Here is a 25,080-nt window from a genome sequence, read left to right on the forward strand (position 1 = left end):
GGTGTCACCTCATGGAGTCGACAAGACGGGAGGCCGCGCCGGAGCTGGCCCCGCGGATGCGGTCGAGGATGGCGCCGGAACGGTCCGGCACCGCGTTTCCCCGCCAGGCGACGTGGTGGTCGGGGCGGATCAACACAAGATCGCGCTCGTACAACATGCGGGCGTGATCCTCGCGGATATCGACTGTCTTCAACGGCATTCCGCGTTCGGCTGCTGCGGCGGCGAAGGCGTCGACGTCGAGGTCGGCGAACCGCAACAGGGTGAAGCCGTGCCCGAACAGGTCGAAGATCGGCCGGCCATCCTCGAGGAACACGCTGGGCGGACGTGCGCCGGGCTGCGTGCCCGGGGCATAGGCGTGCATGTGATCGGCCGGCGCCGTAACCGGTTCGCGGCAGATGGCCGGAGAGTGGTCGTATCGGTACCCGAATTCGACTCCGTCGGCCTCGTTTTCGAGGTTGCCCAGATCGAGGATCTCCCGACCCATCCGCCGGCGGCCGCGTTCCCCGTTCCAGCGCTCGCTGTGAATGACCTTGCGGTAGGCGGTTTTGATCGCCAGGCGCACCAGCGTGTGCCGCGCCGACGCCGTCCGGTTGCGTACCGCCACCGGGCGGCGCTCGGCTTCATAGGCTTCCAGCAGGCCGTGGTCACCCCAGCCCTGCACGATGGCGCCGAGCACCCAACCCAACCCGACGGCATCGCCCACACCGGTGTTCATGCCGTAGCCGCCGGCGGGCACGACCTGATGGGCGGAGTCGCCGGCCAGCCAGACGCGGCCCTTCCCATAACTGTCGGCAAGTGACAGTCGGGGGCGCCATTCGTTGGCGCAGATTATGTCGCAGTCGAACTCGATGCCCAACTTCGCGAACAAGAACTGCTTCGGGTCGATCGCGTCGGCGTCCGCGCCCGCTCCGAGAAGGCTGTGCAGCGTCCAGGTGTCGCGGTCGTTCTGCGAGATCAGCGTCCACCCCTCGGGTGATTGGGTGTGCCACGTGGTGCCGAACCGCTCGAATAGTTGACGGTCAGGCGACGTGAAATGGACGAGGTAGACCCGGCCGTCGATCGGTGTTTCGCCTTCGTCGAGATAGGCCCGGATCGCTGCCGGGACAAGTCGGCGGACGCCGAGTTCACGCACAGCGAGACGACGCAGATGGATGTCGTCGAGACCGATTCCCAGCCCTTTGCGCACGACGCTTCCCGCCCCGTCGCAACCGGCGAGGAATTCAGCCCGTATCGTGCGCGTCTCTCCGGTTGACGAGCAGTGGATCACTGCGTCGACCCCGTGGTCATCCTGCTGAAACCTCTGCAGGCCCCAGCCGTAACGAATGTCGATCTGTGGGGCACGGCTTTCCAGAATGTTCTTGAGGGCCGGCTCGAGCAGCGCCTGCGACACCCGCATCGCCGGCTCGAGCGTCATCGTCCCGTCGTCGCACTCGCGGATAAGCGCGCGCCGCTGCGCAACGGTGGGATAGGCAAAGCGCGCCAGCTCCCATCCGTTGAGGTTGGTCACCCACGACACGTCGAAGGGATGATCCTCGGGCACCGCGACTTTGCGCAGCTCGTCGGCCACTCCAAGGTGGCGAAACAATTCCATGCTGCGGCCGTTGGTGATGTCCATCTTCGGGTGCGTGGTGGTCGAAGGATTGCGCTCCGCCAGCATCGCGGCCACGCCGTGGCGGGCCAGCGTCAAAGCGAGCGTGAGCCCCACCGGACCGCCCCCCGCGATCAGCACCGGTACTTGGGTCACCGTGCTCATGGATCCTGCCCTTCCCCGCCTCCTGTTTGTAGCGATTGAACACTATCGTTCAATATGAGTCAAGCATGTCATTATCCTTGCAACCAACGCTGTGCTTGCACATAGATGTACTATGGATTCGTGCTTTCGAAACCACCCTGAGGACGGGCTCATGACCACACCCACTGACCAGCGGATCAGCGATGCCGCGGTCCGGCTGTTCGTCGAGAAGGGAACCACTCAGCTGACCATCAGCGAATTGGCTCAGGCGGCAAACGTGGCTCGGGGCACGCTCTACCGCAATCTCGGGTCGGTGGGGGACTTGTTTGATCGCGTCGTCGCCGACCTCAGCACCGACATGCATCGGCGAGTCGCGGAGAGCTTCGCCGGTATCGACGACCCCGCGGCGCGCCTGGCGACCGGCGTGCGGTTGTGGGTCCGCTATGCACACGAGAACCCGACGATTGGCCGTTTCGCGGTTAGGTTCGGGTTGTCCGAGGAGTCGCTGCGCGCGATGATGACCGGGCCGCCCATGCGTGACATCACCGATGGCGTCGCGGCCGGGCGGTACAACCTCGGCCCGGTAAGCGCCGACAGTATCGCCTCTTTAGTGGTCGGTGCGACCGTCAGCGCGATGTGGATGGTGCTCGAGGGGCATCAGACGTGGCGCGAAGCCGGGTCGTCGACGGCCGAACTCCTGTTGCGCGCCATGGGGATCGAGCCCGCCGAGGCCCGCGAAATCTCGATGGCCGAGCTACCGCGCCTGTCTGCGGCGTAGGGCGCCACAACCTTACTTGAGTTCCGAGGACGACAATCCCAGTAGCCGTCGGGCCACCACCAACTGCTGGATCTGTTGAGTGCCTTCGAAGATATCCATGATCTTGGAGTCGCGCGCCCACTTCTCCAGCAGGGACTGCTCGGAATAGCCGGTGGTGCCGGCCATTTCGACGGCCTTGCAGGTGATGTCGCTGCCCACCCGGCCGGCCTTGGCTTTGGCCATCGATGCTTCTTTGGAGTTGGGGATGCCGTTGTCGGCCTGCCATGCCGAGCGTACCGTCAGCAGATAGCTGGCCTCCCAGTCGGCCTCCATCCGTAAAAACTCTGCGGCCGGGGCGCTTTGGGCGTGCGACGGCTTGTCATAGGAGATCTCCACGCCGGCCTCGGTCAGGACCTTGCGCAGTTCTTCCAACGCCGCGCGGGCGACGCCGACGGCCATCGCCGCGACGACCGGGCGAGTGTTGTCGAAGGTTTCCATCACCCCGGCAAAGCCCTTGCCCGTTTGGATCTCGGGATTGCCCAATAGGTTGTCTTTGGGGATGCGGGCATTGTCGAACCGGATCACCGCCGTGTCGGAGCCTTTGATGCCCAGCTTGTTCTCCAGCCGTTCCACGGTGACACCGGGGTGCTCGCGCGGCACGATGAACGACTTGATCGCCGGGCGGCCCAGCGACTTGTCCAGCGTTGCCCACACCACGATGTGGGTGGCGCGGGAACCGGCAGTGACGAAGATCTTTTCGCCGTTGATCACGTACTCGTCGCCGTCGAGCTTGGCGGTTGTCGACACCGCTGCCGAGTCGGAGCCGAACCCTGGTTCGGTGATGGCCATTGCCGCCCACACCCGGCCCAGGCGTTGCAGCTGCTCGTCGGTGGCCACTCCGGAGATCGCGGCGTTGCCCAACCCCTGATACGGGATCGACAGCATCATCGCGGCGTCGCCCCAACTGACTTCCAGGGCTTGGAGCACAGCAGCCATGTTGGCGCCGTTGCGGTTCTTCTCTTCGCTGCTTTCGCTGCCGCGAAACGCATCGGCTCCGGCCATGCCGAGGGTGTTGGATGCGGCGGCGCCCTCGTACATGTGGGTCAGGGTGTCGAGCTCGACCGGGTAGGCGTGCTCCTTCAGGTCGTATTTGCGGGCGATCGGCCGCATGAGTTCGGCACCGGCGGAATGAGCGTTGTCGATGACCGCGTGCATTTTCTTGGGAAGTTCCAGATTGATTGCCATGACTAGACTTTCGGTTGCGGGGAAAGACTCAGATGACTACAACGCCCTCGGCGACGCCGATGGCCCGCAGGTCGCGGTACCAGCGTTCGACGGGGTGTTCCTTCGTGTAGCCGTGGCCACCGAGCAGCTGCACGCCGTCCAGGCCGATCTGCATGCCCTTGTCGGTGGCCAGCCGCTTGGCCAGCGCCGCTTCGCGGGTGAACGGCAAACCTTGTTCGGCGCGGGCGGCACCGCGCCAGGTGATCAGCCGCATGCCGTCGAATTCGATGGCGATGTTGGCGCACATGAACGCCACCGACTGGCGGTGAGCGATCGGCTCGCCGAAGGCTTCGCGTTCTTTGACGTAGGGGACGACGTAGTCGAGCACGGCATGGGAGGTGCCGACGGCCAGCGCGGCCCAGCCCAGCCGCGACAATGCGATTGCTTCCGAATAGTCGGCGTCGCTGGCGTCGTCTTCGCCGAGGCGGGCGCTCAGTGGCACCGACACCTTGTCCAACTCGACCTGACCCAAGGCCGCAGCGCGGATGCCCATGCTCGGGTCGGTCTTGACAGTCAGACCCTGAGCCGACGACTCGACGATGAACAGTGCCGGCCTGCCATCGAGTTGTGCTGCCACGATGAACAATTCGGCATCGGCGGCGGCCGGGACCAGCGATTTGACGCCCTCGAGCCGGTAGCCGCTGGGGGTGCGGGTCGCGGTGGTCTTCAGGTTGGTTGGGTCGAACAACGCGTGTGGTTCGGCGATTGCCACGCAGGCCTGCGGGACATTGTCGCCCGCGAACTCCTTGAGGTAGGTGGCCTGCTGATCGGCGCTGCCCCAATGGGTGAGCGCCGCGGCGACCCCGGCCGGGGCGAGGATCGGCAGGGCCAGTCCCATGTCGCCATACGCCAGCGCCTCGGCGACCAGCACGTTGGTGACACTTGAGCGGTGTTCGGCGATACCGTCGAAGTCCTCGGGGACGTTGACGGCGGTGATCCCTAACTCTGCCGCCTTGGCGACCAGATCCGGGGGATAGGCCGCCGCCTCGTCGGCGTCGTGGGCAGCGGGCCGCAGGATCTCTTCGGCGAACTGCTCGACGGTTTCGACGATGAGCTTCTGATCATCGTCGGGCGTCAGGTCGAAGTAGTCTTTGCCGCTTGCCTTCAGCCGCGTCGGCCCGCCGCGAAGCCCTTGGACGCGTTTGAACTGCCGGTTGGTGGCGCCGGCGGCCGAAAACACCGTCTTGACGCCGTAGCGCAGCGTCCGGTTGAGCGGATCGCGCAAGCGGTATTTGTCCAAGAACTCTTGGCCGAGCAGCGGCGTGAGCAGCGCCATGCCGATGTCGATGCCGGATCGCTTGTGCTTGTGTTCACCAACGGCGGTCTTACGGCCGGTTCGCTTGGGGCGTCCACTGGTCGCGGGGAGGGTGTTGGTCATATCAGCAGCCTTTTATTGAGCACTGTCGTTGGGCTAACGCCGTCTATCTTACTCTGGAGTAAGATAGACGTACCTGTTAAATACTTCACACCGCTGCTAGCTGCGCAGTCGCCTCAGCACCTCGTCGTGCAGCGAGCCGTTGGTCGCCACCACGCTGCCGCCGTGAGGGCCGACGGTGCCGTCCAAGCTGGTGAAGGCGCCGCCCGCCTCCCGAACCAGGATGTCCAGCGCGGCTAGGTCCCAAACCGAGACTTCGGGTTCGGCGGCGACGTCGACGGCACCCTCGGCCACCAGGCAGTACGACCAGAAGTCGCCATACGCCCGCACCCGCCACACCGCGTCGGTCAGGGCGACGAAGCGCTCCCGCAGACCGCGTTGCGCCCACCCGGACAAGCTGGAGAACGACAGGCTCGCCGCGCTCAGCTCTGCTACCGAGGACACCGTGAGCCGCCGCGGCGCCGAGCCGCCGACCGTCGCAAATGCACCCGCACCGCTCGCCGCCCACCACCGCCGCTGCAGCGCCGGCGCGCTGATGACGCCGACAGTGGGGACGCCATCGTCGAGCAATGCGATCAGGCTGGCCCATACCGGCACCCCGCGGACGAAGTTCTTGGTGCCGTCGATCGGGTCGACAATCCATTGCCGCCCGGTCATCGTGGTGGATCCACCGAATTCTTCGCCCAGGATGCTGTCGGTGGGCCGGTCCCGTCCGAGCGCTTCGCGCAATGCGGTTTCGACCGCCCGGTCGGCGTCGGTCACCGGAGTGAGATCAGGTTTGGTGTCGACCTGCAGGTCCAGCGCGCCGAACCGGGTCAGCGTCACCGCGTCCGCGCGGTCGGCCAGCGCCAACGCCACCGCGAGATCGTCGTCGGCATCGGTCATTGATGCCACTCCTCGATCCCGGCTGCGCCGGCATCATCGTCGTCGGCATGGGCGAGGGGCGTCATTCCTGCAGTCCTACCATGGGCGGCGTGTGGGAATTCGGTGTGCTGTTACTGCTGATTGCGATTCTGGCCGTCTTTTTAGCCCCGCGGTTCATCCGGCGCGGACCACGCGGCGACGCAGTGAACGGCACACTGCTGGTCACCGGTGTCAGTCCACGACCCGACGCCACCGGTGAGCAGTTCGTCACCATCGCCGGCGTGATCAACGGGCCGACCGTCAACGAGCATGCTGTCTATCAGCGCATGGCCGTCAATGTCGATGACTGGCCGACGATGGGTCAACTGCTGCCGGTGGTGTACTCGCCGAAGAACCCGGACAACTGGAGCCTCGCGCCGTCCGAGCCGCCGAGCCCGCCGAGCACATCCGCGGATTGAACGAATCGCGTCCAGATTTCGTGCACAGCATGTGGGACTCGGCGAAGTAGGGAGTCTTCCGTCTGCGACAAGTCGCGTGCGTCAAACCGGGACGTACGTCATCGCCACGCTGGGACGCCAGGAGTGGTTGGATCGGCCGAGCTATCGGCTTGAGCACGCTTTGGCATTTGTGTTCGCCGCCTGTGGTCGCCACCGAGAGCAGGTGAGCAACGCATTGCACGGAACGTGGCTGGGCCATCCGCTGCACCCGGCATTGACGTCGTTGCCGATCGGAGCGGTGGCTACGACGGTGGCATTAGACGCGGCAAGTGTGCTGCCGGGTCGTGCCGCAGGATTACGTGCCGCGTCACGGTTGACCTTAGCTGTCGGGATTGTGGGAAGCCTGGGCGCGGCGGCTACCGGCCTTACCGATTGGCAGCACACCCACGAACGCCCGCGCCGCATCGGTGTGGTGCATGGCGCATTGAACGCCCTCGCCACCGCCCTGTATCTGACCTCCTGGTGGGATCGCGGCCACCGCAGGCACTTTCGGGGAATCGTCGGTACTGCGGCCGGCTACGGCCTCACGCTTGGCAGCGGCTATCTGGGGGCGACGTTGGTGTATGGATCAGGCGTCGGCGTCGACCACTCCGGCGCGGGGCTGAGCATCAAAAGCTGGACACCGGTTCTGCCAGTGACGGCGCTGGACGAGCGGCCACAACGGGTGGAGGTGGCCGGCGTGGGCGTGGTCCTGTACCGCGATGATGGTCAGGTGCTGGCGGTCAGCGAGCATTGCCCACATCTGGGTGCGCCAATGGCTGACGGCTGGATCGACCGGGGCCGAATCGTGTGTCCCTGGCATGGTTCACGGTTCGCGTGCGGATCGGGCGAAGTGCTGCGGGGACCCGCGACGACGGCGCTGCCGTGCTACTCGACTCGGGTCCGCGGTGGCCTGGTCGAGGTGTGTGGCGTCGTTCCGGGCACTGTGGAAGGAGTACGGCGATGAATGCCTATGAGGTCCTCTGTGAGCATCACACAATCCTGCGCCGGTTGTGCAGGAACATCACGGCCATTCCGCGCGAATCTTACGAGCGTCGGCAGGCCCTCGACGACCTGCTGATGGAGTTGGACATTCATATGCGCATCGAGGATGACTTGTTTTATCCGGCCGTCTCGGCGGCGAGCGAACTCGTTGCGATTGCCCACGCTGAGCATCGCCAGGTGTGGGATCAGCTTGCCGCCGTCTTGCGCACGCCTCGGGCAGCACCTCACTACGACGACGAATGGTGTTCGTTTGTCACAGTTTTGGAAGCGCACGCTAGCGAAGAGGAACGCGATTTGTGTCCGCCGCCCGTTGCTGTGGATGAGGAGGTGCTCGATGAGTTGGGCGACGAAATGCTCAAGCGCATCGAGCAATTACGGGGTTCCACGCTCGAAAAGCTTCGGGTGAGCGGGCGCGCCGCGGTGCTTCGCGCGTTGTGATCGTCACGTGGTGCTGTTGGCCCGCGTGGTTGCCTGATCGCTGACATCGAGTTGCGGCGATTTCCCCCACCTGAAGCCGACGGTGGTGATCAGATGGTGCACCATCGCGGCAAAGGTGATAGCCCAGGCGGCCAGGCCAACCCAGCTTTCGTCGGCACCGATGTACTCCACGATCGGCAGTTGATCGGCCTTGCCCAGGTAGTCGCCGGCGACCCCGTACATGCCCAGCGGGAAAACCACGCTCCACAGCGGTCCCTCGTAGCGCAGCGGAATGCGATGCACCACATGCTTCCACACGCCGGCGGCGATCAGCGGAGGTATCAGCCAGGTGCCGAAAGCCCAGAACACCACCGACGTGCCGGCGATCAGTCCGCGGGTGGCGTCGACCATCGGCGCGGATGCCATCTGCGCGATGCGGGCGCCGGCGACGACGGTGATGGCGGTAGCGCCCATCGACACCCAGTACGGCGCGGTGAGGTCTTCGGGCCGCAGCCCATAGAGCAGGATACGGGCACCGACGAAAATGCCTGCGGCAGCGTAGAGAAAGACGCCTACCGACCAGGAGAACACCGCCAGCAGCGCCAATTCCCGTCGGCCCGTTTCCAGTTCGGGCTCCAACGCGGCGGCCAACACGGCGACCGATTCGCTGGCCACCACCCAGATGAACCAGCTGCCGTTGGCGTGCTGCAACACCGGCCGGTGGGTGGTACGCACCACCGCGGCCCACGGTACGACGTAGCCCAGCACCAGCCACGCTAGCCATCCGACAATCAGGAGCACGGACGCCAGCCGGTAGTGCGTGTCGATGGCCAATCGGGTGCCCAGCACGTCGACGGCGGCGACAAATGTGAATGACCCGAAAGCGCGGCGCGGATCCCGCAAGTCTGCGGTGAAGTCGGAGCGGAAAGCGATGACCCGCACCGCGGTAGCCGCCACCAAGACGACGAAGGCCAGGACGGCAAGCCACAGCAACATCACCGAGAAGGCATAGGCGTGGTGGTTGTGCATCGCGATCGACACGATGCCGGTGGCCATCACCAGCGCGAAGTAGCCGGGGTTGAGGGTTCTTACCGCTTCCCGAATGCCGGTCGCGCCGTCTGCTTCAGTAAGGGACACCAATCTTCCGCCATCTCCGCCCGCTGGTTCCTGGCTCTTGGGGAGGCCTGGCAACGCGGCTGCGGATGACAATATAGGGCCGCCACAGATACCACAGCGGGTAACTCCACGCATGGACGAGGCGGCTGAACGGCCAGACGATGAAAATCGCCCACGACGCGATGGCGTGCACCCGATAGAGCGGCGGTGCGCTCATGATCGCCTTGACGTTGGGGCGGAACGCGAACAGGCTGCGAAACCACACTCCGACGGTGTTGCGGTACTCGTAGTGCGAGGTGTCCTGTAGTCCCAGTGTCAGGAAGATGCCGAGCAGCACGATGAGCCCGAGCAGGATCAACGCCACGTAATCCACCGGACTGGTGGTGGCGCGGACCCGCGGGACAGCGGTGCGGCGAAACGTCAACACCCCGGCACCGATCAAGATGCCGATGGCGGCGGCCGAGCCCGCGACCGCGGAGAAGTCCTGGTACCAGGTCTCGGGAATGCCGAGCCAGTCGGTGACCGACTTCGGGACGAGGATGCCCAGGATGTGTCCGCCGATCGCGGCGAACGTGGCGTAGTGAAACAGCGGGGATCCCCACTTGAGCAGCCGACGCTCCTGCAGTTGGGTCGAGCGGCTGGTCCAGCCGAATTGGTCATACCGCCACCGCCAGATGTGCCCGACGACGAAGACGGCGATCGCGATGTACGGCAGGATCACCCACCAGCAGATGCTCCATGTGCTCAGTTGTCCCACGGATCGCCTCCACTTCCGGCGCCATAACCAGCGAGGTATTCCGGCGGCGCGAACGGCTCCAGCCCGACCTCCTCGCGCGGCGGACCGGACTCCCAGGCGGCCCGCACCTGATCCAGTTCGCGCTTGCCGAGCCCGGGCAGATCGGCGATCACCGCGGCCACCAGGTCGGCGTACGGCGACTCGGCCGTGGTCAAATTGCGGCGCAGCAACTCCAAGTCGGGGCGGTGCGCGGACAACAGCCGCTGGCCTCGGGGACACAGTGCGGCGAAGTCCAACACCATCGGCAGGTAGTCGGGCAACTCGTCGTCGGTCGGGACGAAGCCGGCATCGCGATAGGCGGTCTTGAAGATGACCATCGCCATCCCGCGTTTGCGGGTGTCGCCGTAGCGGTAGTAGGTCAGATACAGCGTGCACTTTCGGTGCAGATCAAAAGTGCGCACGTAGTGCTGCGCGACCTGGTCGGGCGACGTGGCGCGCAGCCAGCCGAGAAACCGGCCGAATGCCTCGCGCGCCGGCTTGGGGCTGGCCCCGGCCGCGAACGTGTCCAGCGTGTCGAGCCCGTCGAAAAGCGCCGTCGTCGGGTACTGCAGCAGCACCGACGCCAACTTGATGGTCTGCTGGTTCATGCGGTGCCCGGTTCTGGGAACATCCGCGTGTCACGGTCCCTGCCGTTCCAGTTCAGCAAGTTGAAGCCGGTTGCGGGGCTGGCAGTTTCGGCGGGGCTACTCGCAGGACGATAGGAGCCGACGCCGTGTGGACCAGGCGGGCCCATCCCGCCCATGCCGGGTCCGCCGTCGGTGTCGAGGCTGCAGAACAGCTGTTCGTGCTGACCCATCAAGATCCCGGCCTCCTCGGTGTGGGCAGGCGGAATCACATAGCGCTCTTCGTATTTCGCAATAGCCAGCAGTCGGTACAAGTCGTCGAGGTCGTCGGCGGTGGCTCCGACGGAAGCAGGCAGACCTTCGTCGATGTCCAGGCCGAGCTGCCCGGCGCGCTGAATTGCCCGCACCGCGGCCAGCTTGCGCAGCACCGTCCGCACCACTTCGGCGTCGCCGGCGGTGAACAGGTTGGCCAGGTATTCCACCGGGATGCGCAGCGCGTCGATCGTGGCGAAAACATTGTCGGGATTGTTCTCGTCATAGCCGGCCGCGTTGACGACGTCGGCCACTGGCGACAGCGGCGGGATGTACCAAACCATCGGCAGCGTGCGATATTCCGGATGCAGCGGCAGCGCGACCTTGTGCCGCACCGCCAGCTCATAGACCGGGGAGCGCTGTGCGGCCTGGATCCAGTCGTGCGGAATGCCGGCGCGCGCCGCCTCGGCCTGCACGGTCGGATCGTGCGGGTCCAGGAACACGTCGAGTTGGGCTTCGTAAAGATCCTGCGCATCGGGTGTGGCGGCGGCGTCGAGCACCTTATCGGCGTCATAGAGGAACAGGCCCAGATAGCGCAACCGGCCGACGCAGGTCTCCGAGCAGATCGTCGGCAGCCCTTGCTCGGTCCGCGGATAGCAGAACGTGCACTTCTCGGCCTTGCCGGTGCGGTGGTTGAAATAGACCTTCTTGTACGGACATCCGGAGACGCAGAATCGCCAACCGCGACAACGGTCCTGGTCTACCAACACGATCCCGTCGTCGGCGCGTTTGTACATCGCCCCAGACGGGCAGGACGCGACGCACGACGGGTTGAGGCAGTGCTCGCAGATGCGGGGCAGGTAGAACATGAACACCTGCTCGAACTCCATCTTGACGTGCTCTTGCAGCCCGGCGAGGTTGGGATCGTCGACGGCCAGTTCCGGCGCGCCGGCGAGGTCGTCGTCGAAGTTGCTGCCCCACTTGACTGTTACGTCGCGACCGGTCAGCGCGGAAATCGAATGCGCGCTGGGGTTCGCGGTACCCAGGGGCGCGTCGATCACGGTTTGGTAGTCGTAGGTCCACGGGTCACCGTAGTCGTCGATGCTGGGCAGGTCGGGGTTGTAGAAGATCGAGAGCAGTTTGCGCAGCCGCCCGCCCGCCTTGAGCTGTAGTCGGCCTTTGCGGTCCAGCGTCCAGCCGCCGTGCCACTGCTCCTGGTCCTCGTAACGCTTGGGATAGCCGATGCCCGGTTTGGTTTCGACGTTGTTGAAGTAGACGTATTCGGTGCCCGGGCGGTTGGTCCACACCTGCTTGCAGGTGACGGTGCAGGTATGGCAGCCGATGCACTTGTCCAGGTTCATCACCATCGCCACCTGGGCCATCACCCGCATCAGTACTGCACCTCCTGCGAACGACGCCGGATCACGGTGATCTCGTCGCGCTGGCTGCCGGTCGGGCCGTAATAGTTGAAGCCAAAAGACAATTGGGCGTAGCCACCGATCATGTGGGTCGGCTTCATAGTCAGCCGGGTCAGCGAGTTATCGCCACCGCCATGCCAGCCGGAGACCTCCGATTTCGGGGTCATCAGATGCCGGTCCATCGCGTGGTACATGAACACGGTGCCTTTGGGCATTCGGTGCGTGACGACCGCGCGGCAGGCCACCACACCGTTGCGGTTGTAGGCTTCGATCCAGTCGTTGTCGGCGACCCCGATGGTCTTGGCATCGGCCGGGCTCATCCAGATCACCGGCCCCCCGCGGAAGAGCCGCAGCATATGCAAATTGTCTTGGTACTCAGAGTGGATCGACCACTTCGAGTGGGGGGTGAGATAGCGCACGGTGATCTCGGGGCGGCCCTCCTCGCCGAGCGCCTCGTCGCCGAAATGCCGCGCGTAGTTCAGCGGCGGCCGGTACACCGGAAGCCATTCACCGTATTCGGCCATCCAGTCGTGGTCCAGAAAGAAGTGCATCCGCCCGGTCAGCGTGTGCCACGGCTTTTTGCGTTCGACGTTGACGACGAACGGCGAGTAGCGGCGCCCCCCGGCCTCGCTGCCCGACCACTCGGGTGAGGTGATCACCGCGCGGGGTTGCACCTGAGTGTCGTGGAAGGTGATCCGCTCACCGGAGCGTTCCTCGGCCAAGTCGCTCAACTGCACGCCGGTGAGTTCCTCCAACGCCTCCCAGCCCTGCAGTGCGACCCGGCCATTGGTGGTTCCCGACAGCGCCAGGATTGCCTCGGCCATATGGACATCGCGAGCCAGCGATGGTCGCCCGTCGGCGACACCGCCGTGGACGATGCCGTTACGCCGGCCCAGCCAGTCGATTGCTCCGGTCGGCTTCCAGCTGATGCTTTTCATCGGGGTGCCCGCGGTTTCGACCAGCGGACCCAGCGCGGCCATCTTGGCGGCGACCGCGGTGTAATCGCGTTCGATCGCCACCAGTTTCGGCATGGTCTTGCCCGGTAGCGGCTCGCACTCGCCGTAACGCCAGTCACGCACCACACCGCCGGGCTGGGCCAGCTCGTCGGGACTGTCGTGCAGCAGCGGCGCGGCGATCACATCGGTGCGGGTGCCCAAATGCTTGGCGGCAAGCCGGGAGAAGTCGCGGGCGATGGTGGCGAACGTGTCGAAGTCGGTGCGGGCTTCCCAGGGCGGTGCGATGGCCGGATTGAACGAGTGCACGAACGGGTGCATGTCGGTAGTGGAGATGTCGTATTTCTCATACCAGGTGGCGGCCGGCAACACGATGTCGGAATACGTGCAGGTGCTGGTCATCCGGAAGTCGAGGGTCACCGCCAGGTCGAGCTTGCCGCGCGGTGCCTCGTCGCGCCAACGCACTTCGTTCGGTCGCAGCTCCTCGGGGGACTCGTCAGCGCGCACGGCGTTGTGGGTGCCCAGCAGATGCCGCATGAAGTACTCCATGCCCTTGCCCGATGATCCCAACAGATTGGCTCGCCACACCGTCAGCACCCGGGGGAAGTTCACTGGGTTGTCCGGATCCTCACCCGCGAAATGTAAACGGTCGCTGGTCAATTCGTCGACCACGTAGTCGGCGATGCTTTTGCCGGCGGCCGTCGCCGCATCGGCCAGGTCCAAGGGGTTGCGGTCGAAAGTAGGGAAGGTCGGTGTCCAGCCCAGCCGGGACGCTTGGGCCAGCGCATCGGCGTTGGCCTTGCCGCGGAACAGGCCGCGACCCAGCGGGGATGACAGTTCGTCGGCGCCGAACTGCTCGTAGCGCCACTGGTCGGTGTGCAAGTAGAAAAACGACGTGCCGGTCATGTGCCGGGTCGGCCGTTGCCAGTCCAGCCCGAACGCGACCTGCTGCCATCCCGTCAGCGGGCGCACCTTTTCCTGGCCGACATAGTGCGCCCAACCGCCGCCGTTGACGCCCTGGCAGCCGCACAACATGGTGAGCGTGAAGAAGGTGCGATAGATCTGATCGGAGTGGAACCAGTGGTTGGTGCCCGCGCCCATCGCGATCATTGAGCGGCCCTCGGAAAGCTCTGCGCTGCGCGCGAATTCGCGCGCCACCCGGGCGGCGGCCGCCGCCGGTACCGACGTGATCACCTGTTGCCAGGCCGGCGTGTAGGGCTGGGAGGTATCGTCGTAGCCGGTCGGCCACTCGCCCGGCAGCCCGTCGCGCGGCACCGCGTAATGCGCCATCAGCAGGTCGAACACCGTCGTCACCAAGCGATCGCCGATCCGCAGTACCGGAACGCCGCGGCGGATCGCGCCGCCGCCTTCGGTTTCGCCGATGTCGAAGCGGGGCAAGTCGATTTCGACTGCCTCGTCGCAGCGGCCGTGCAGTGTCAGCACCGGGTCGACGTCACCGAGGTCAAGGTTCCACTTGCCCTTGCCGGCGTCGCTGAAGTGATCGGCAAGGGTGCCGTTTGGGACGACGGGTTGGCCGGTCGCCGCGTCGAGCAGCACGGTTTGGTGCACCGCGCGCGCGTCGTCACGGCCGAGGTCGGCGGCGGTGAGGAATCGGTCGGGCACGTATGCGCCGTCGCGCTCTCGCAGCGTGACCAGGAACGGCAGGTCGGTGTAGGTCTTGACGTATTGCTGGAAGTAGGGCACCAGGCGGTCCCGAAAGAACTCGGACAGCACCACGTGTCCCATCGCCATCGCCAGCGCGCCATCGGTACCGGGCGCGCAGGCCAGCCAGTCGTCGGCGAACTTGGTGTGGTCGGAATAGTCCGGGCTGACGACGACGACCTTCTGGCCGCGGTAGCGGGCCTCCACCATGAAGTGGGCGTCGGGAGTACGGGTGATCGGCAGGTTGGTGCCCCAAATGATCAGGTAGGCGGCGTTCCACCAGTCGCCGGACTCCGGCACGTCGGTCTGGTCGCCGTAGACCTGCGGCGAGGAGGGAGGGAGGTCGGCGTACCAGTCGTAGAACGACAGGATCGTCCCGCCGATCATCGACAGGAACCGGGTGCCGGCGGCATAGGAGATCTGCGACATGGCCGGGATCGGCGAGAACCCGACCACCCGGTCCGGGCCGTAGGTCTTGATCGTGTGCACGTGCGCGGCCGCGATCAGTTCGCTGACTTCGTCCCACGTCGTACGCAGAAACCCGCCCTTGCCGCGGGCCTGTTTGTAGCTGGCGGCGCGCTCGGTATCAGCAGTGATCTCCGCCCACGCCTCGACCGGATCCGCCAGTCGCGCGCGAGCTTCGCGCCACATCTCCAGCAGGGGCTGGCGGATATACGGGTAGCGCACCCGCGCCGGCGAGTAGGTGTACCAGGAAAACGACGCGCCGCGCGGACAACCGCGTGGCTCGTATTCGGGGCTGTCCGGACCGACTGACGGGTAGTCGGTTGCCTGGGTCTCCCAGGCGATGATGCCTTCTTTGACGTAGACCTTCCACGAGCAGGAGCCGGTGCAGTTGACCCCGTGGGTCGAGCGAACCTCCTTGCCGTGCCGCCACCGCTCGCGGTAGAACTCCTCGGCGCCGCGACCGCCGCGGCGATGCACCTCGCGGTGGTCGGCTGTGGGCGTGCCCACGGTGAAGTACTGCGCCTTGCGTAAGAGTGATTCGACGGGTTCGCCGCCGGGCAGCAGCGGCGCCAGCACGCCGCGCGGAGGCCTCCCGTCGCCGTGCTCGTCGCTTGCTGTCGGTCGATGGTTGATCGCTGTCAATCCGCTTACCCCGGCTCTCTCGCGCATCGCACTACGCCGATCCGGGGGGATCGACGCCGGCGACACCTCCGGTCGAGCAACAGATCCCGAGCGTTCAAACCGTTAGGTGCCGCTTCGATTCCGCTGATAACACCAGCACCTCTCGGTATACCACTGGTCGCCGCGAAAGATTGGGAGGTTGCCGATCATTTTTACAGGATGCGCATGTGAAAATTAGGAACACCGGTCTAGCCGAGTTGCTCGAGAGCGAGCGTGGAGTGGGCGTAGGCACCGCCCGCGCGCATCTCGGCGGCGACCCAGATGGCCTCCATGATTTCCTGATCGCTGGCACCCTTGCGTCGCGCGAGCCTGGTGTGCCCCTGAATGCAGTACGGGCATTGGGTGGTATGTGCGACGGCGACGGCGACGAGTTGTTTCGTCTTCTCCGGCAAGGCGCCTTCGGCGAACACCGCCCGGCTGAAAGCGTCGAAAGCGTCGTGGACGTGCGGAGCCAATTCCTTACGGCGCGCGGAGATTTCGGGGGTGGTGGGGTGGTACATGCCGTCTGCCATGTCGTTTCCTTCCGTCGAGCCCACCCCTATCAGCCACGTTAGTTCGAATCGCGGCCGTTTGACACCCGCCGGGGCGGGCAATTCCGGGCGTGTCGATGACGACACCAGAAGCGTTGTGATAACGCAGAATTGGCGTTCGCGAAGTTAGCCGTGGCTGATGTGCAGCATCTTGGCCAGGCTGGACAGCTTGACGCGCGGTCGCCCGTGCGGCTCGCCGGCCGAGCGCTCGTACTCGTCGATCAGCTTCCAGTGCGCGTCGGTGACCAGCTTCGGTTGACGCGAGGCGAGCCACTCAGCGAGTTTGTCGGCGTGGTCGGTGCCGAAATCGGCGAGGCTGGCTTTCGACAGATCGTCGAGCAGCGCGTCGACGGTGTCTTGCGAATCCTTCTTGTTGGTGCCGATCACCCCGGTCGGTCCGCGCTTGATCCAGCCGACGACGTACTCGTTGCGGCTGTCCGTCACCCGGCCGCCGCTGTTCGGGATGATTCCGCTTTTGTCGTCAAACGGCAGTCCGGAGGTGGGCACGCCGCGATAGCCCACCGAGCGCACCACCAGCTGCACAGGTAGCTCGTCGCGCGCGCCGGTGTCCTTGGCCACCACGCGCCCGCCCTCGTCGCTGACCAGCTCGTTGCGCCCGAGCACGATCTGTTCGACTTTCCCGTCGCCCTTGATTTCGATGGGGGAGGTAAAAAACCGGAAGACGAGTCGGCGGTTACTCGGGCGGGGCTCACGGCTCGCATAATCCCGCAGCACGGTGATGTTCTGCTTACACGTCTTGCCGACCGCGGCGGCGTCCTCGTCGCTGATGCCTTCGAGATCCGCGGGATCGACCACCACGTCGACTCCTTGGAGTGCCGCGAGCGTGCCCAACTCACGCAACTCCAGCGTCGTGAACGCGGTCTGCAGCGGACCCCGACGGCCGATGACCACCACTTCCTGGACACCGCACGGGCGCAACGAATCCAACGCGTGATCGGCGATGTCGGTCTGGGCCAGCTCGTCGGGGTCGCTCACCAGAATGCGGGCGACGTCGAGTGCGACGTTGCCGTTGCCGATGACCACCGCGCGCGCGCCGGACAGATCGGGCGACATTTGCTCGAAGTGCGGATGAGCGTTGTACCAGCCCACGAAGTCGACGGCGGCGATGCTGCCTGGCAGCTCTTCACCGGGAATGCCCAGCGAGCGGTCGGATTGCGCGCCGGTCGCATAAATCACCGCGTCGTAGCGCTCGGCCAGCTCGGCGGCCTCGATGTGTTCGCCGATCACGACGTTGCCGAAGAAGCGGAAGCGCGGGTCGTCGGCCGTCTTTTCGAACTGCTTGCTGATCGACTTGATCTTGGGATGGTCCGGCGCGACACCCGAGCGCACCAGGCCCCACGGCGTGGGCAGCATCTCCAGCATGTCTACCGCCACGTCGACGTCATCCGAGGAGTCAGCGGCCTTGAGCAGTGACGCTGCCGCAAAGAATCCGGAGGGACCGGAGCCGACGATCGCGACGTGGTATGGGCGCATAATCTTCGATGCTAAACGCCGGTACCCTGAGCAGCTGTGGAACCCGACCGCCAGGCCGACCTCGCCGCCCTTGACTCCACCCTGACCACGGTGGAGCGGGTGTTGGACGTCGAAGGTCTGCGCTCTCGCATCGAGAAACTCGAGCACGAGGCGTCCGACCCGAACCTGTGGGACGACCAGTCCCGCGCGCAGCGCGTGACCAGCGAGTTGTCGCACGCCCAAGGCGAGCTTCGGCGCGTCGAGGAGCTGCGCGGCCGCCTCGACGACCTGCCAGTGCTCTACGAGCTGGCCGCGGAGGAAGGCAGTGCAGACGAGCTCGCCGAAGCTGACGCCGAGCTCAAGGCGCTGCGCGCCGATATCGAGGCCATGGAGGTCCGCACTCTGCTGTCCGGCGACTATGACGAGCGTGAGGCGCTGGTCACCATCCGCTCGGGTGCGGGCGGCGTGGACGCCGCCGATTGGGCCGAGATGCTGATGCGGATGTATATCCGCTGGGCCGAGCAGCACAAGTATCCCGTCGAGGTCTTCGACACGTCCTACGCCGAAGAGGCCGGCATCAAAAGCGCGACCTTCGCCGTGCACGCTCCGTTCGCCTACGGCACGCTGTCGGTCGAACAGGGCACCCACCGGCTGGTGCGGATCAGTCCCTTCGACAACCAGAGCCGACGCCAGACGTCGTTCGCGGAGGTGGAGGTGCTTCCGGTGGTAGAGACCACCGATCACATCGATATCCCCGAAGGCGATGTCCGTGTCGACGTCTATCGGTCCAGCGGCCCGGGCGGCCAGTCGGTGAACACCACTGATTCCGCGGTTCGGCTCACTCACGTCCCGACCGGGATTGTCGTCACGTGTCAAAACGAGAAGTCGCAACTACAGAACAAGGTTGCGGCGATGCGGGTGCTTCAGGCAAAGTTGTTGGAACGCAAGCGCTTAGAAGAACGCGCTGAGCTTGACGCCTTGAAGGGGGACGGCGGCAGCTCCTGGGGTAACCAGATGCGGTCGTACGTACTGCACCCGTATCAGATGGTCAAGGATCTGCGTACCGAGCACGAGGTGGGCAATCCGACGGCCGTGCTGGACGGCGACATCGACGGGTTCCTGGAAGCGGGAATCCGGTGGCGTAACAGGCGAGATGACGACTGACACAACAGTTTTGGCAATGACCAAGAACCTGGCGGCGGTCCAGCCCTTCCGTGATATCTGGCGCGGCGGTGTGCGCGAATGGATTCTCACCAGTGGCTTGCACATCGTGCTGGTACTGATCGCTGCGGTGCTGGCGGCGCGTTTCGTTACCTGGGCGGCGCAGAAGGTGACTCAGCGCCTCGATGTGGGATTCGCCGAAAGCGATGCGCTGGTTCGGTCGGAGGCCACCAAGCACCGGCAGGCGGTCGCGGCGGTGATCTCCTGGGTGTCGGTGGTGATGATCGCCGTCGTCGTCGCCATCCAGATCGCCGACATTCTGAAGTTTTCGGTGGGTTCGCTGGTCGCGCCGGCGACCGTGCTGGGCGCCGCGCTGGGTTTCGGTGCTCAGCGGGTGGTCCAAGACCTGCTGGCCGGGTTTTTCATCATCGCCGAGAAGCAGTACGGGTTCGGCGATTTGGTCGAGCTCACCATTTTGGGTTCGCCCAAGGACGCTGCGGGCACCGTCGAGGGTGTCACGCTACGGGTGACCAAGTTGCGTTCTCCGGACGGCGAAGTGTTCACCGTTCCCAACGGTCAGATCGTCAAGTCGATCAATCTGTCCAAAGACTGGGCCCGCGCCGTTGTCGACATTCCGGTGCCGACGACCGCCGACCTCAATCAGGTCAACGAGGTTCTGCGCCAGGAGTGTGAGCATGCGCGCGATGACGAGGTGTTGGGGGAGTTGCTGCTCGACGCGCCCACTGTGATGGGAGTGGAAAGCATCGAGGTCGACACGGTCACCTTGCGGTTGGTGGCCCGCACGTTGCCCGGCAAGCAGTTCCAGGCGGGCCGCGAGTTGCGTGTGTTGGTGATCCGAGCGTTGGCCCGCGCCGGCATCGTCAGCGCGGCCGAGGCGCGGCCGACCGTCGGCGCGATCGCCAGCAATGCCGAGCAGGAAGTTCAGGAACCGGTGGACAAGCAGTGAAGCTCACACTGAACCCGTTGAGAAAGCCCGCCGAAGATAAGGACCGAAGTTGGCCGGGCTATTTCCTGGGCGGCCATGTGCGCACGTCGACTGCCGTGCTCGTCGTCGCGTTCCTCGGGTTGTGGTGGATTTACGACACCCACCAGCACTCCGACCAATCGGAGTCGACGCCCGGCCAGGCCCCCGCCACCCAGGTGGTGCCGCCGGGGTTTGTGCCCGACCCGAACTACACCTGGGTACCGCGCAGCAGAGTGCAGCAGCCGCCGCCGGTGACGACGACGCCGCCGCCGACCACGACCCCGCCGACGACCACCACGACCACGCCACCGCCGCCGCCGTTCCAACTGCCGGTTCTGCCGCCGCCCTTCGGGCCGGGCACATCGCCCACCCCGCCACCGCCACCGCCCGCGCCGGCGCCGCTACCGCTACCGCCGTTCCCGCCGCCACCGGCGCCGCCGCGCTAACCCCGCAGCTGGCCTGGCGCGACTTGTCAAAACTCCCGGTTACACTGGCGTGCCGTGATGATCACCCTCGACCATGTCAGCAAGCAGTACAAATCGTCGGCGCGCCCAGCGCTCGACAACGTCAACGTCAAGATCGACAAGGGTGAATTCGTCTTTCTGATCGGTCCGTCGGGCTCCGGCAAGTCAACATTCATGCGGCTGCTGCTGGGCGCCGAAAATCCCAGCACCGGCGACGTGCGGGTGTCGAAGTTTCATGTCAACACGTTGCCGGGACGTCACATCCCGAAGTTGCGGCAGGTGATCGGCTGCGTTTTCCAGGACTTCCGGCTGCTGCAGCAAAAAACGGTGTTCGAGAACGTCGCGTTCGCGCTGGAGGTCATCGGCAAGAAGCGTGAGGTGATCGTCCGGGTGGTGCCCGACGTGCTGGAGATGGTCGGCTTGTCCGGCAAGGCCAACCGCCTGCCGCACGAACTGTCCGGCGGTGAGCAGCAGCGGGTCGCGATTGCGCGCGCATTCGTCAACCGGCCGCTGGTGCTGTTGGCCGACGAGCCCACCGGCAACCTCGACCCGGAGACCAGTAACGACATCATGGATTTGTTGGAGCGCATCAACCGCACCGGGACCACCGTGCTGATGGCCACCCACGACCACCACATCGTCGACTCGATGCGGCAGCGCGTGGTGGAGCTGTCGTTGGGCAGGCTGGTGCGTGACGAGCAGCGTGGCGTCTACGGGATGGACCGCTAAGTGCGATTCGGCTTCCTGTTCAACGAGGTCCTGACCGGTCTTCGCCGCAACGTCACCATGACCATTGCGATGGTCCTGACCACCGCCATCTCGATCGGGCTGTTCGGCGGCGGGCTGCTGGTGGTGCGGTTGGCGGAGCACTCCCGCAGCATCTACCTCGACCGGGTGGAAACGCAGGTCTTCTTGACCGAGGACATCTCGGCCAACGACCCGACCTGCGACAGCGCCGCGTGCAAGGCGCTGCGCGAGAAGATCGAGGCGCGTGACGACGTCAAATCGGTGCGGTTCCTCAACCGCGACGAGGCCTACGACGATGCGATCCACAAGTTCCCGCAATACAAAGACGTGGCCGGCAAGGATTCGTTTCCGGCGTCGTTCATCGTCAAGCTGGAAAACCCCGAGCAGCACAAGGGTTTCGACGCCGCCATGCAGGGTCAGCCCGGCGTGCTCAATGTGCTCAACCAGAAGGACCTGATCGACCGGTTGTTCGCCGTGCTGGACGGTCTGAGCAACGCTGCGTTCGCCGTGGCGTTGGTGCAGGCCATTGGGGCGATTCTGTTGATCGCCAACATGGTTCAGGTGGCGGCATATACGCGGCGCACCGAAGTCGGAATCATGCGCCTGGTTGGCGCCACCCGCTGGTACACCCAGCTGCCATTCCTGTTGGAGGCGATGCTGGCCGCCACCGTCGGCGTGGTCATCGCGGTCATCGGGCTGATTCTGGTGCGCGCGCTGTTTTTGGAGAATGCGCTCAACCAGTTCTATCAAGCCAATCTGATCGCCCGGATCGACTACGCCGACATCCTCTACATCTCGCCGATTCTGCTGGTTGTCGGCGCGGCGATGGCGGGGGCGACGGCCTATGCCACGTTGCGCGTCTACGTACGGCGGTAACGGTGGCGAAAAGGCCGGGCGGGTCCAAGCCGGGTAGGAACGTCGTAGCCTCCAACCGCAAGGCTCGGCACGACTATTCGATCCTGGAAGTGTTCGAGGCCGGGGTGGTTTTGCTCGGCACTGAAGTTAAAAGCCTGCGGGAAGGCAAGGCGTCTTTGGTGGACGCCTACGCCACCGTCGACGACGGTGAGGTTTGGCTTCGCAACCTGCACATTCCGGAGTATCACCACGGGACCTGGACCAACCATGAGCCACGTCGAACCCGCAAACTACTGCTCCACAGGCGGCAAATCGACACACTGATCGGCAAGATTCGAGATGGTAACCTCGCCCTGGTGCCGTTGTCCCTGTATTTCTCCGACGGAAACGTCAAAGTAGAGCTTGCGCTAGCGCGCGGTAAACGGGCCCATGACAAGCGTCAGGATCTGGCCCGCCGCGACGCCCAGCGCGAGGTGGAGCGTGCCCTCGGTCGGCGTGCTAGGGGCATGAACTGATCGGCGCCGCGTACGCCCAGCTGTCCGCGGTCAGCTACGGCGTCAGCGACTTCGTCGGGGGCGTGGCCTCCCGGCGGGTGGCCGCGCTGCGGGTCATGCTGGTGTCGTACCCGATAGCGGCGGTGCTTTTAGGTGTGCTGGCACTCAGCACCGGCGGCCCGGTCCACGCCGGCGCCGTCGTGTGGGGTTCGCTGTACGGGATCAGCCAGGCGGTCGGTGTTTTTTGGTTCTTCACCGCGCTGGGCCTGGGGCCGATTTCGGTGGTCTCGCCGCTGGCGGCGGTGCTCAATGCCGCGGTTCCGGTGGCCGCCGGTGTGGCACTGGGGGAGCGGCCGGGTCAGATGGCCACCGTCGGTGTCGTGGTGGCGATGATCGCGGTGTTCCTGGTCGGGCGGGAGTCGCCGGACGACGAGGACGTCCGTACCCATCGGTTCACCCGCAAAGTGGCCTGGCTGACCATCGGCGCCGGGGTGGCATTCGGCCTGGACTTCGTGCTGTTGCATCAGGCTCCGGTGGAATGCCGGCTGTGGCCGCTGTTTTTTGCGCGGGCGTCAGCCACCGTGTTGGTCTTCGTGTTGGCGGCGGCGACCGGCAATTTTCAGGCCCCGACGAAGACGCCGCTGCGACTGGCGGTCGCTGCAGCGCTGCTGGACACCTGCGCCAATGTCGCCATGCTGATGGCGTTGCATGCCTGGCTGCTGTCGCTGGCCAGCATGCTGATCTCGCTGTATCCGGCGGCCACGGTCGTGCTGGCGATGGTGGTGCTGCGCGAACGGGTGACCCGGTGGCAGGCCGCCGGCATGGCGCTGGCGATGGTGGCGGTGGGCTTGATCACCGCCACCTGACGCGCGGCTAGCATCAGGGCGCATGGGCAATGTGACGCACCTCGATAAGTCCAACGTACTGTCGGGACTCTTCGCGTCCTGGGATGCATTGGACCGGTTGCTGACCGGCCTGTCCGAGCAGCAGTGGCGGACGCCGACACCGCTGCCCGGCTGGAATGTACACGCGGTTATCGCACACATCATCGGTACCGAATCGGCACTGATGGGAGTGAGCACGCCCGAGGTTGACGTGTCGGCACTTGGGCACGTGCGCAATGACTTCGGTGCAATGAACGAGTGCTGGGTGCGCCACCTCAGCGGCGAGTCCGGCGCCGACCTACATCAGCGGTTCCTGGCTGTGACGGGCGACCGGCGCAAGCAGTTGACCGATTTGTCCGACGACGATTGGGCGGCGGTGACGCAAACGCCGGCCGGCCCGGACAGCTACGGGCGGTTCATGCGGGTGCGAGTCTTCGACTGCTGGATGCACGAGCACGACATCCGCGACGGGTTGGGGTTGGCGGCGTCGGATGCGGAACTCGACGGCCCGGCGGCGCGGCTGGCGCTCGACGAGATGGCCGCAGTCATGGGGTATGTGGTGAGCAAGCTCGGCAAGGCGCCCGACGGGTCACGAATCGCGATCGAGCTGACCGGTCCATTGGCGCGGGTGATCCGGATCGCCGTGGACGGCCGCGGCCGGGTGGTTGACGACTTCGGTGGGGCGGAACCGACGGCGACGATCCGGTTGGATGCCCTGCTCTTCACCCGGTTGGCCGGTGGGCGAGTGGCCGCGGCACCCGTCGAACTCGGCGGCGACAAAGAAGTCGGCGGGCGCATCGTCGAGCACCTGAACTACGTGATCTGACGCGGCCGGGATGAATATTGACTGGCCTGTTGTTTTAAACCGCGTACCATTGAATGTCCTGCCGAAGTTCGGCGGGGATGCGAGGGGCTGAACGGTTTCGACTTCGCGCATCGAATCAAGGGAAGCGTGCCGGTGCAGGCAAGAGACCACCGTAAGCGTCGTTGCAACCAATTAAGCGCCGATTCACATCAGCGCGACTACGCTCTCGCTGCCTAAGCGACGGCTAGTCTGTCAGACCGGGAACGCCCTCGGCCCGGACCCTGGCATCAGCTAGAGGGATCAACCGATGAGTTCGGTCGCGGGACTTATCGGGACATACACAGCGACTGGGATCGTCATCTCGGCTGGTTCGCGTGACCGGGAGATCCGAGTAGAGGCATAGCGGACTGCGCACGGAGAAGCCTTGAGGGAATGCCGTAGGACCCGGGTTCGATTCCCGGCAGCTCCACCAAGAAGGTGCTGGTCAGGTGTTGTAAGTTTCGCTGGTCACCAGCGTTGAAATGCCTGCACGCATCCAGGAAGCGGCTGCCCGCTGAGGTCGACTGGGTATCGACCTCCATCAGGTGCGCACAGATTTCCCGGCTGAATGGCACCGCCAGGTCCGTCAAGGAGGCCGATGTTGCGCCGGACTCGGCGAGCGTCAGGATGGATTTGGCCAGCGCGAACTTGTACGACGCTACGTTCGCGGCCCCGCAGCACGACGTTGCGGAAGTCCTCGGATGCCTGGCCTTCCAAACCCACGACCAGAAGCTACTTGATGTGGGCGACATAAAGCGTGGCAGAGGGCTTACCGAGATGGCAGACGCTTACCGAAGGCGAGGCCCGGGGTTCGCGCTGAACCCTAG

23 protein-coding genes and 1 other RNA gene are annotated in these 25,080 nt (G+C 65.3%); 13 read left to right on the plus strand and 11 right to left on the minus strand.

Annotation, left to right across the window (positions count from 1 at the left end; all coding sequences use genetic code 11):
* Window positions 1-4: 4 nt before the first annotated feature.
* On the minus strand, window positions 5-1,753 hold the full coding sequence (locus AC5Y49_RS06165; protein WP_499884914.1) for an FAD-dependent monooxygenase: 1,749 nt from the start codon (window positions 1,751-1,753) through the stop codon (window positions 5-7).
* Window positions 1,754-1,904: 151 nt separating this feature from the next.
* Between AC5Y49_RS06165 and AC5Y49_RS06170 the strand changes: the two genes are divergently transcribed.
* Window positions 1,905-2,510: a TetR/AcrR family transcriptional regulator gene (locus AC5Y49_RS06170; protein ID WP_499884916.1), complete on the plus strand. Its 606-nt coding sequence runs from the start codon at window positions 1,905-1,907 to the stop codon at window positions 2,508-2,510.
* Between the two features lie 12 nt (window positions 2,511-2,522).
* Here AC5Y49_RS06170 and AC5Y49_RS06175 read toward each other — a convergent pair whose 3' ends face one another.
* The 3 genes from AC5Y49_RS06175 to hisN all read right to left on the minus strand — a co-directional run bounded on the left by AC5Y49_RS06175 (window position 2,523) and on the right by hisN (window position 6,033).
* On the minus strand, window positions 2,523-3,734 hold the full coding sequence (locus tag AC5Y49_RS06175) for an acyl-CoA dehydrogenase family protein (protein WP_499884918.1): 1,212 nt from the start codon (window positions 3,732-3,734) through the stop codon (window positions 2,523-2,525).
* A gap of 28 nt (window positions 3,735-3,762) precedes the next feature.
* Complete coding sequence (locus AC5Y49_RS06180) at window positions 3,763-5,151, minus strand: acyl-CoA dehydrogenase family protein (protein WP_499884919.1); 1,389 nt, start codon at window positions 5,149-5,151, stop codon at window positions 3,763-3,765.
* 96 nt (window positions 5,152-5,247) lie between these two features.
* On the minus strand, window positions 5,248-6,033 hold the full coding sequence (hisN, locus tag AC5Y49_RS06185; RefSeq protein WP_499884921.1) for a histidinol-phosphatase: 786 nt from the start codon (window positions 6,031-6,033) through the stop codon (window positions 5,248-5,250).
* Window positions 6,034-6,113: 80 nt separating this feature from the next.
* On the opposite strand from hisN, the gene AC5Y49_RS06190 reads away from it, so the two are divergent.
* From AC5Y49_RS06190 to AC5Y49_RS06200, 3 genes are all read left to right on the plus strand, one after another.
* Window positions 6,114-6,470 (plus strand): hypothetical protein, encoded by a 357-nt coding sequence (locus tag AC5Y49_RS06190; RefSeq protein ID WP_499886278.1) that lies wholly within the window; start codon window positions 6,114-6,116, stop codon window positions 6,468-6,470.
* A gap of 76 nt (window positions 6,471-6,546) precedes the next feature.
* Entirely contained in the window at window positions 6,547-7,455 is a 909-nt protein-coding gene (locus AC5Y49_RS06195; RefSeq protein ID WP_499884924.1) for a Rieske (2Fe-2S) protein, read from the plus strand.
* Entirely contained in the window at window positions 7,452-7,931 is a 480-nt protein-coding gene (locus AC5Y49_RS06200; protein WP_499884926.1) for a hemerythrin domain-containing protein, read from the plus strand. Before AC5Y49_RS06195 ends, AC5Y49_RS06200 begins: the two co-directional genes overlap by 4 nt.
* A 3-nt stretch (window positions 7,932-7,934) precedes the next feature.
* On the opposite strand, the gene AC5Y49_RS06205 is transcribed toward AC5Y49_RS06200, so the two are convergent.
* The 7 genes from AC5Y49_RS06205 to AC5Y49_RS06235 form a co-directional block, all read right to left on the minus strand.
* The gene (locus AC5Y49_RS06205; protein ID WP_499884929.1) at window positions 7,935-9,047 is read right to left on the minus strand and encodes a tellurite resistance/C4-dicarboxylate transporter family protein; all 1,113 of its coding nucleotides are present in this window, start codon (window positions 9,045-9,047) and stop codon (window positions 7,935-7,937) included.
* Window positions 9,034-9,783, minus strand: coding sequence for a respiratory nitrate reductase subunit gamma (narI, locus tag AC5Y49_RS06210; RefSeq protein ID WP_499884931.1), 750 nt, complete (start codon window positions 9,781-9,783; stop codon window positions 9,034-9,036). The genes AC5Y49_RS06205 and narI overlap by 14 nt, the downstream gene beginning before the upstream one ends.
* Window positions 9,771-10,409 carry a nitrate reductase molybdenum cofactor assembly chaperone gene (gene narJ, locus AC5Y49_RS06215; protein WP_499884934.1) on the minus strand — a complete coding sequence of 213 codons (639 nt, stop codon included), beginning with the start codon at window positions 10,407-10,409 and terminating at the stop codon, window positions 9,771-9,773. Before narJ ends, narI begins: the two co-directional genes overlap by 13 nt.
* Window positions 10,406-12,028 carry a nitrate reductase subunit beta gene (gene narH, locus AC5Y49_RS06220; RefSeq protein WP_499884938.1) on the minus strand — a complete coding sequence of 541 codons (1,623 nt, stop codon included), beginning with the start codon at window positions 12,026-12,028 and terminating at the stop codon, window positions 10,406-10,408. Before narH ends, narJ begins: the two co-directional genes overlap by 4 nt.
* The gene (locus tag AC5Y49_RS06225; protein WP_499884941.1) at window positions 12,028-15,804 is read right to left on the minus strand and encodes a nitrate reductase subunit alpha; all 3,777 of its coding nucleotides are present in this window, start codon (window positions 15,802-15,804) and stop codon (window positions 12,028-12,030) included. Before AC5Y49_RS06225 ends, narH begins: the two co-directional genes overlap by 1 nt.
* A 200-nt stretch (window positions 15,805-16,004) precedes the next feature.
* Window positions 16,005-16,328: a carboxymuconolactone decarboxylase family protein gene (locus AC5Y49_RS06230; RefSeq protein WP_499884943.1), complete on the minus strand. Its 324-nt coding sequence runs from the start codon at window positions 16,326-16,328 to the stop codon at window positions 16,005-16,007.
* 144 nt (window positions 16,329-16,472) lie between these two features.
* A complete protein-coding gene (locus AC5Y49_RS06235; protein ID WP_499884945.1) occupies window positions 16,473-17,840 on the minus strand; it encodes an FAD-dependent oxidoreductase in 1,368 nt (455 codons plus the stop codon).
* Window positions 17,841-17,876: 36 nt separating this feature from the next.
* Between AC5Y49_RS06235 and prfB the strand changes: the two genes are divergently transcribed.
* The 9 genes from prfB to ssrA all read left to right on the plus strand — a co-directional run bounded on the left by prfB (window position 17,877) and on the right by ssrA (window position 24,686).
* Window positions 17,877-18,983: a peptide chain release factor 2 gene (gene prfB, locus AC5Y49_RS06240; RefSeq protein ID WP_499884946.1), complete on the plus strand. Its 1,107-nt coding sequence runs from the start codon at window positions 17,877-17,879 to the stop codon at window positions 18,981-18,983.
* Complete coding sequence (locus AC5Y49_RS06245; RefSeq protein WP_499884947.1) at window positions 18,973-19,947, plus strand: mechanosensitive ion channel family protein; 975 nt, start codon at window positions 18,973-18,975, stop codon at window positions 19,945-19,947. Before prfB ends, AC5Y49_RS06245 begins: the two co-directional genes overlap by 11 nt.
* Entirely contained in the window at window positions 19,944-20,411 is a 468-nt protein-coding gene (locus AC5Y49_RS06250) for an Rv3103c family proline-rich protein (RefSeq protein ID WP_499884949.1), read from the plus strand. Before AC5Y49_RS06245 ends, AC5Y49_RS06250 begins: the two co-directional genes overlap by 4 nt.
* A gap of 57 nt (window positions 20,412-20,468) precedes the next feature.
* Window positions 20,469-21,158, plus strand: coding sequence for a cell division ATP-binding protein FtsE (gene ftsE, locus AC5Y49_RS06255; protein ID WP_499886280.1), 690 nt, complete (start codon window positions 20,469-20,471; stop codon window positions 21,156-21,158).
* On the plus strand, window positions 21,159-22,052 hold the full coding sequence (ftsX, locus tag AC5Y49_RS06260) for a permease-like cell division protein FtsX (protein ID WP_499884950.1): 894 nt from the start codon (window positions 21,159-21,161) through the stop codon (window positions 22,050-22,052).
* Window positions 22,053-22,054: 2 nt separating this feature from the next.
* Window positions 22,055-22,546 carry an SsrA-binding protein SmpB gene (smpB, locus tag AC5Y49_RS06265; RefSeq protein WP_499884953.1) on the plus strand — a complete coding sequence of 164 codons (492 nt, stop codon included), beginning with the start codon at window positions 22,055-22,057 and terminating at the stop codon, window positions 22,544-22,546.
* Entirely contained in the window at window positions 22,543-23,391 is an 849-nt protein-coding gene (locus AC5Y49_RS06270) for an EamA family transporter (RefSeq protein ID WP_499886282.1), read from the plus strand. Before smpB ends, AC5Y49_RS06270 begins: the two co-directional genes overlap by 4 nt.
* A gap of 22 nt (window positions 23,392-23,413) precedes the next feature.
* A complete protein-coding gene (locus tag AC5Y49_RS06275) occupies window positions 23,414-24,235 on the plus strand; it encodes a maleylpyruvate isomerase family mycothiol-dependent enzyme (RefSeq protein WP_499884956.1) in 822 nt (273 codons plus the stop codon).
* An 83-nt stretch (window positions 24,236-24,318) separates the two neighbouring features.
* Window positions 24,319-24,686, plus strand: a transfer-messenger RNA (tmRNA) gene (ssrA, locus tag AC5Y49_RS06280).
* Window positions 24,687-25,080 lie beyond the last annotated feature (394 nt).

Source organism: Mycobacterium sp. NGS62, assembly GCF_059812285.1.

Coding starts and splice junctions, on each gene's coding strand:
- AC5Y49_RS06200 (WP_499884926.1), top strand. CDS start 7,452: ATGAATGCCTATGAGGTCCTCTGTGAGCATCACACAATCCTGCGCCGG.
- AC5Y49_RS06235 (WP_499884945.1), bottom strand. CDS start 17,840: ATGCGCCCATACCACGTCGCGATCGTCGGCTCCGGTCCCTCCGGATTC.
- AC5Y49_RS06165 (WP_499884914.1), bottom strand. CDS start 1,753: ATGAGCACGGTGACCCAAGTACCGGTGCTGATCGCGGGGGGCGGTCCG.
- ftsE (WP_499886280.1), top strand. CDS start 20,469: ATGATCACCCTCGACCATGTCAGCAAGCAGTACAAATCGTCGGCGCGC.
- narJ (WP_499884934.1), bottom strand. CDS start 10,409: ATGAACCAGCAGACCATCAAGTTGGCGTCGGTGCTGCTGCAGTACCCG.
- AC5Y49_RS06275 (WP_499884956.1), top strand. CDS start 23,414: ATGGGCAATGTGACGCACCTCGATAAGTCCAACGTACTGTCGGGACTC.
- AC5Y49_RS06230 (WP_499884943.1), bottom strand. CDS start 16,328: ATGGCAGACGGCATGTACCACCCCACCACCCCCGAAATCTCCGCGCGC.
- AC5Y49_RS06170 (WP_499884916.1), top strand. CDS start 1,905: ATGACCACACCCACTGACCAGCGGATCAGCGATGCCGCGGTCCGGCTG.
- AC5Y49_RS06180 (WP_499884919.1), bottom strand. CDS start 5,151: ATGACCAACACCCTCCCCGCGACCAGTGGACGCCCCAAGCGAACCGGC.
- narH (WP_499884938.1), bottom strand. CDS start 12,028: ATGCGGGTGATGGCCCAGGTGGCGATGGTGATGAACCTGGACAAGTGC.
- AC5Y49_RS06175 (WP_499884918.1), bottom strand. CDS start 3,734: ATGGCAATCAATCTGGAACTTCCCAAGAAAATGCACGCGGTCATCGAC.
- AC5Y49_RS06190 (WP_499886278.1), top strand. CDS start 6,114: ATGGGCGGCGTGTGGGAATTCGGTGTGCTGTTACTGCTGATTGCGATT.
- hisN (WP_499884921.1), bottom strand. CDS start 6,033: ATGACCGATGCCGACGACGATCTCGCGGTGGCGTTGGCGCTGGCCGAC.
- AC5Y49_RS06245 (WP_499884947.1), top strand. CDS start 18,973: ATGACGACTGACACAACAGTTTTGGCAATGACCAAGAACCTGGCGGCG.
- AC5Y49_RS06225 (WP_499884941.1), bottom strand. CDS start 15,804: ATGCGCGAGAGAGCCGGGGTAAGCGGATTGACAGCGATCAACCATCGA.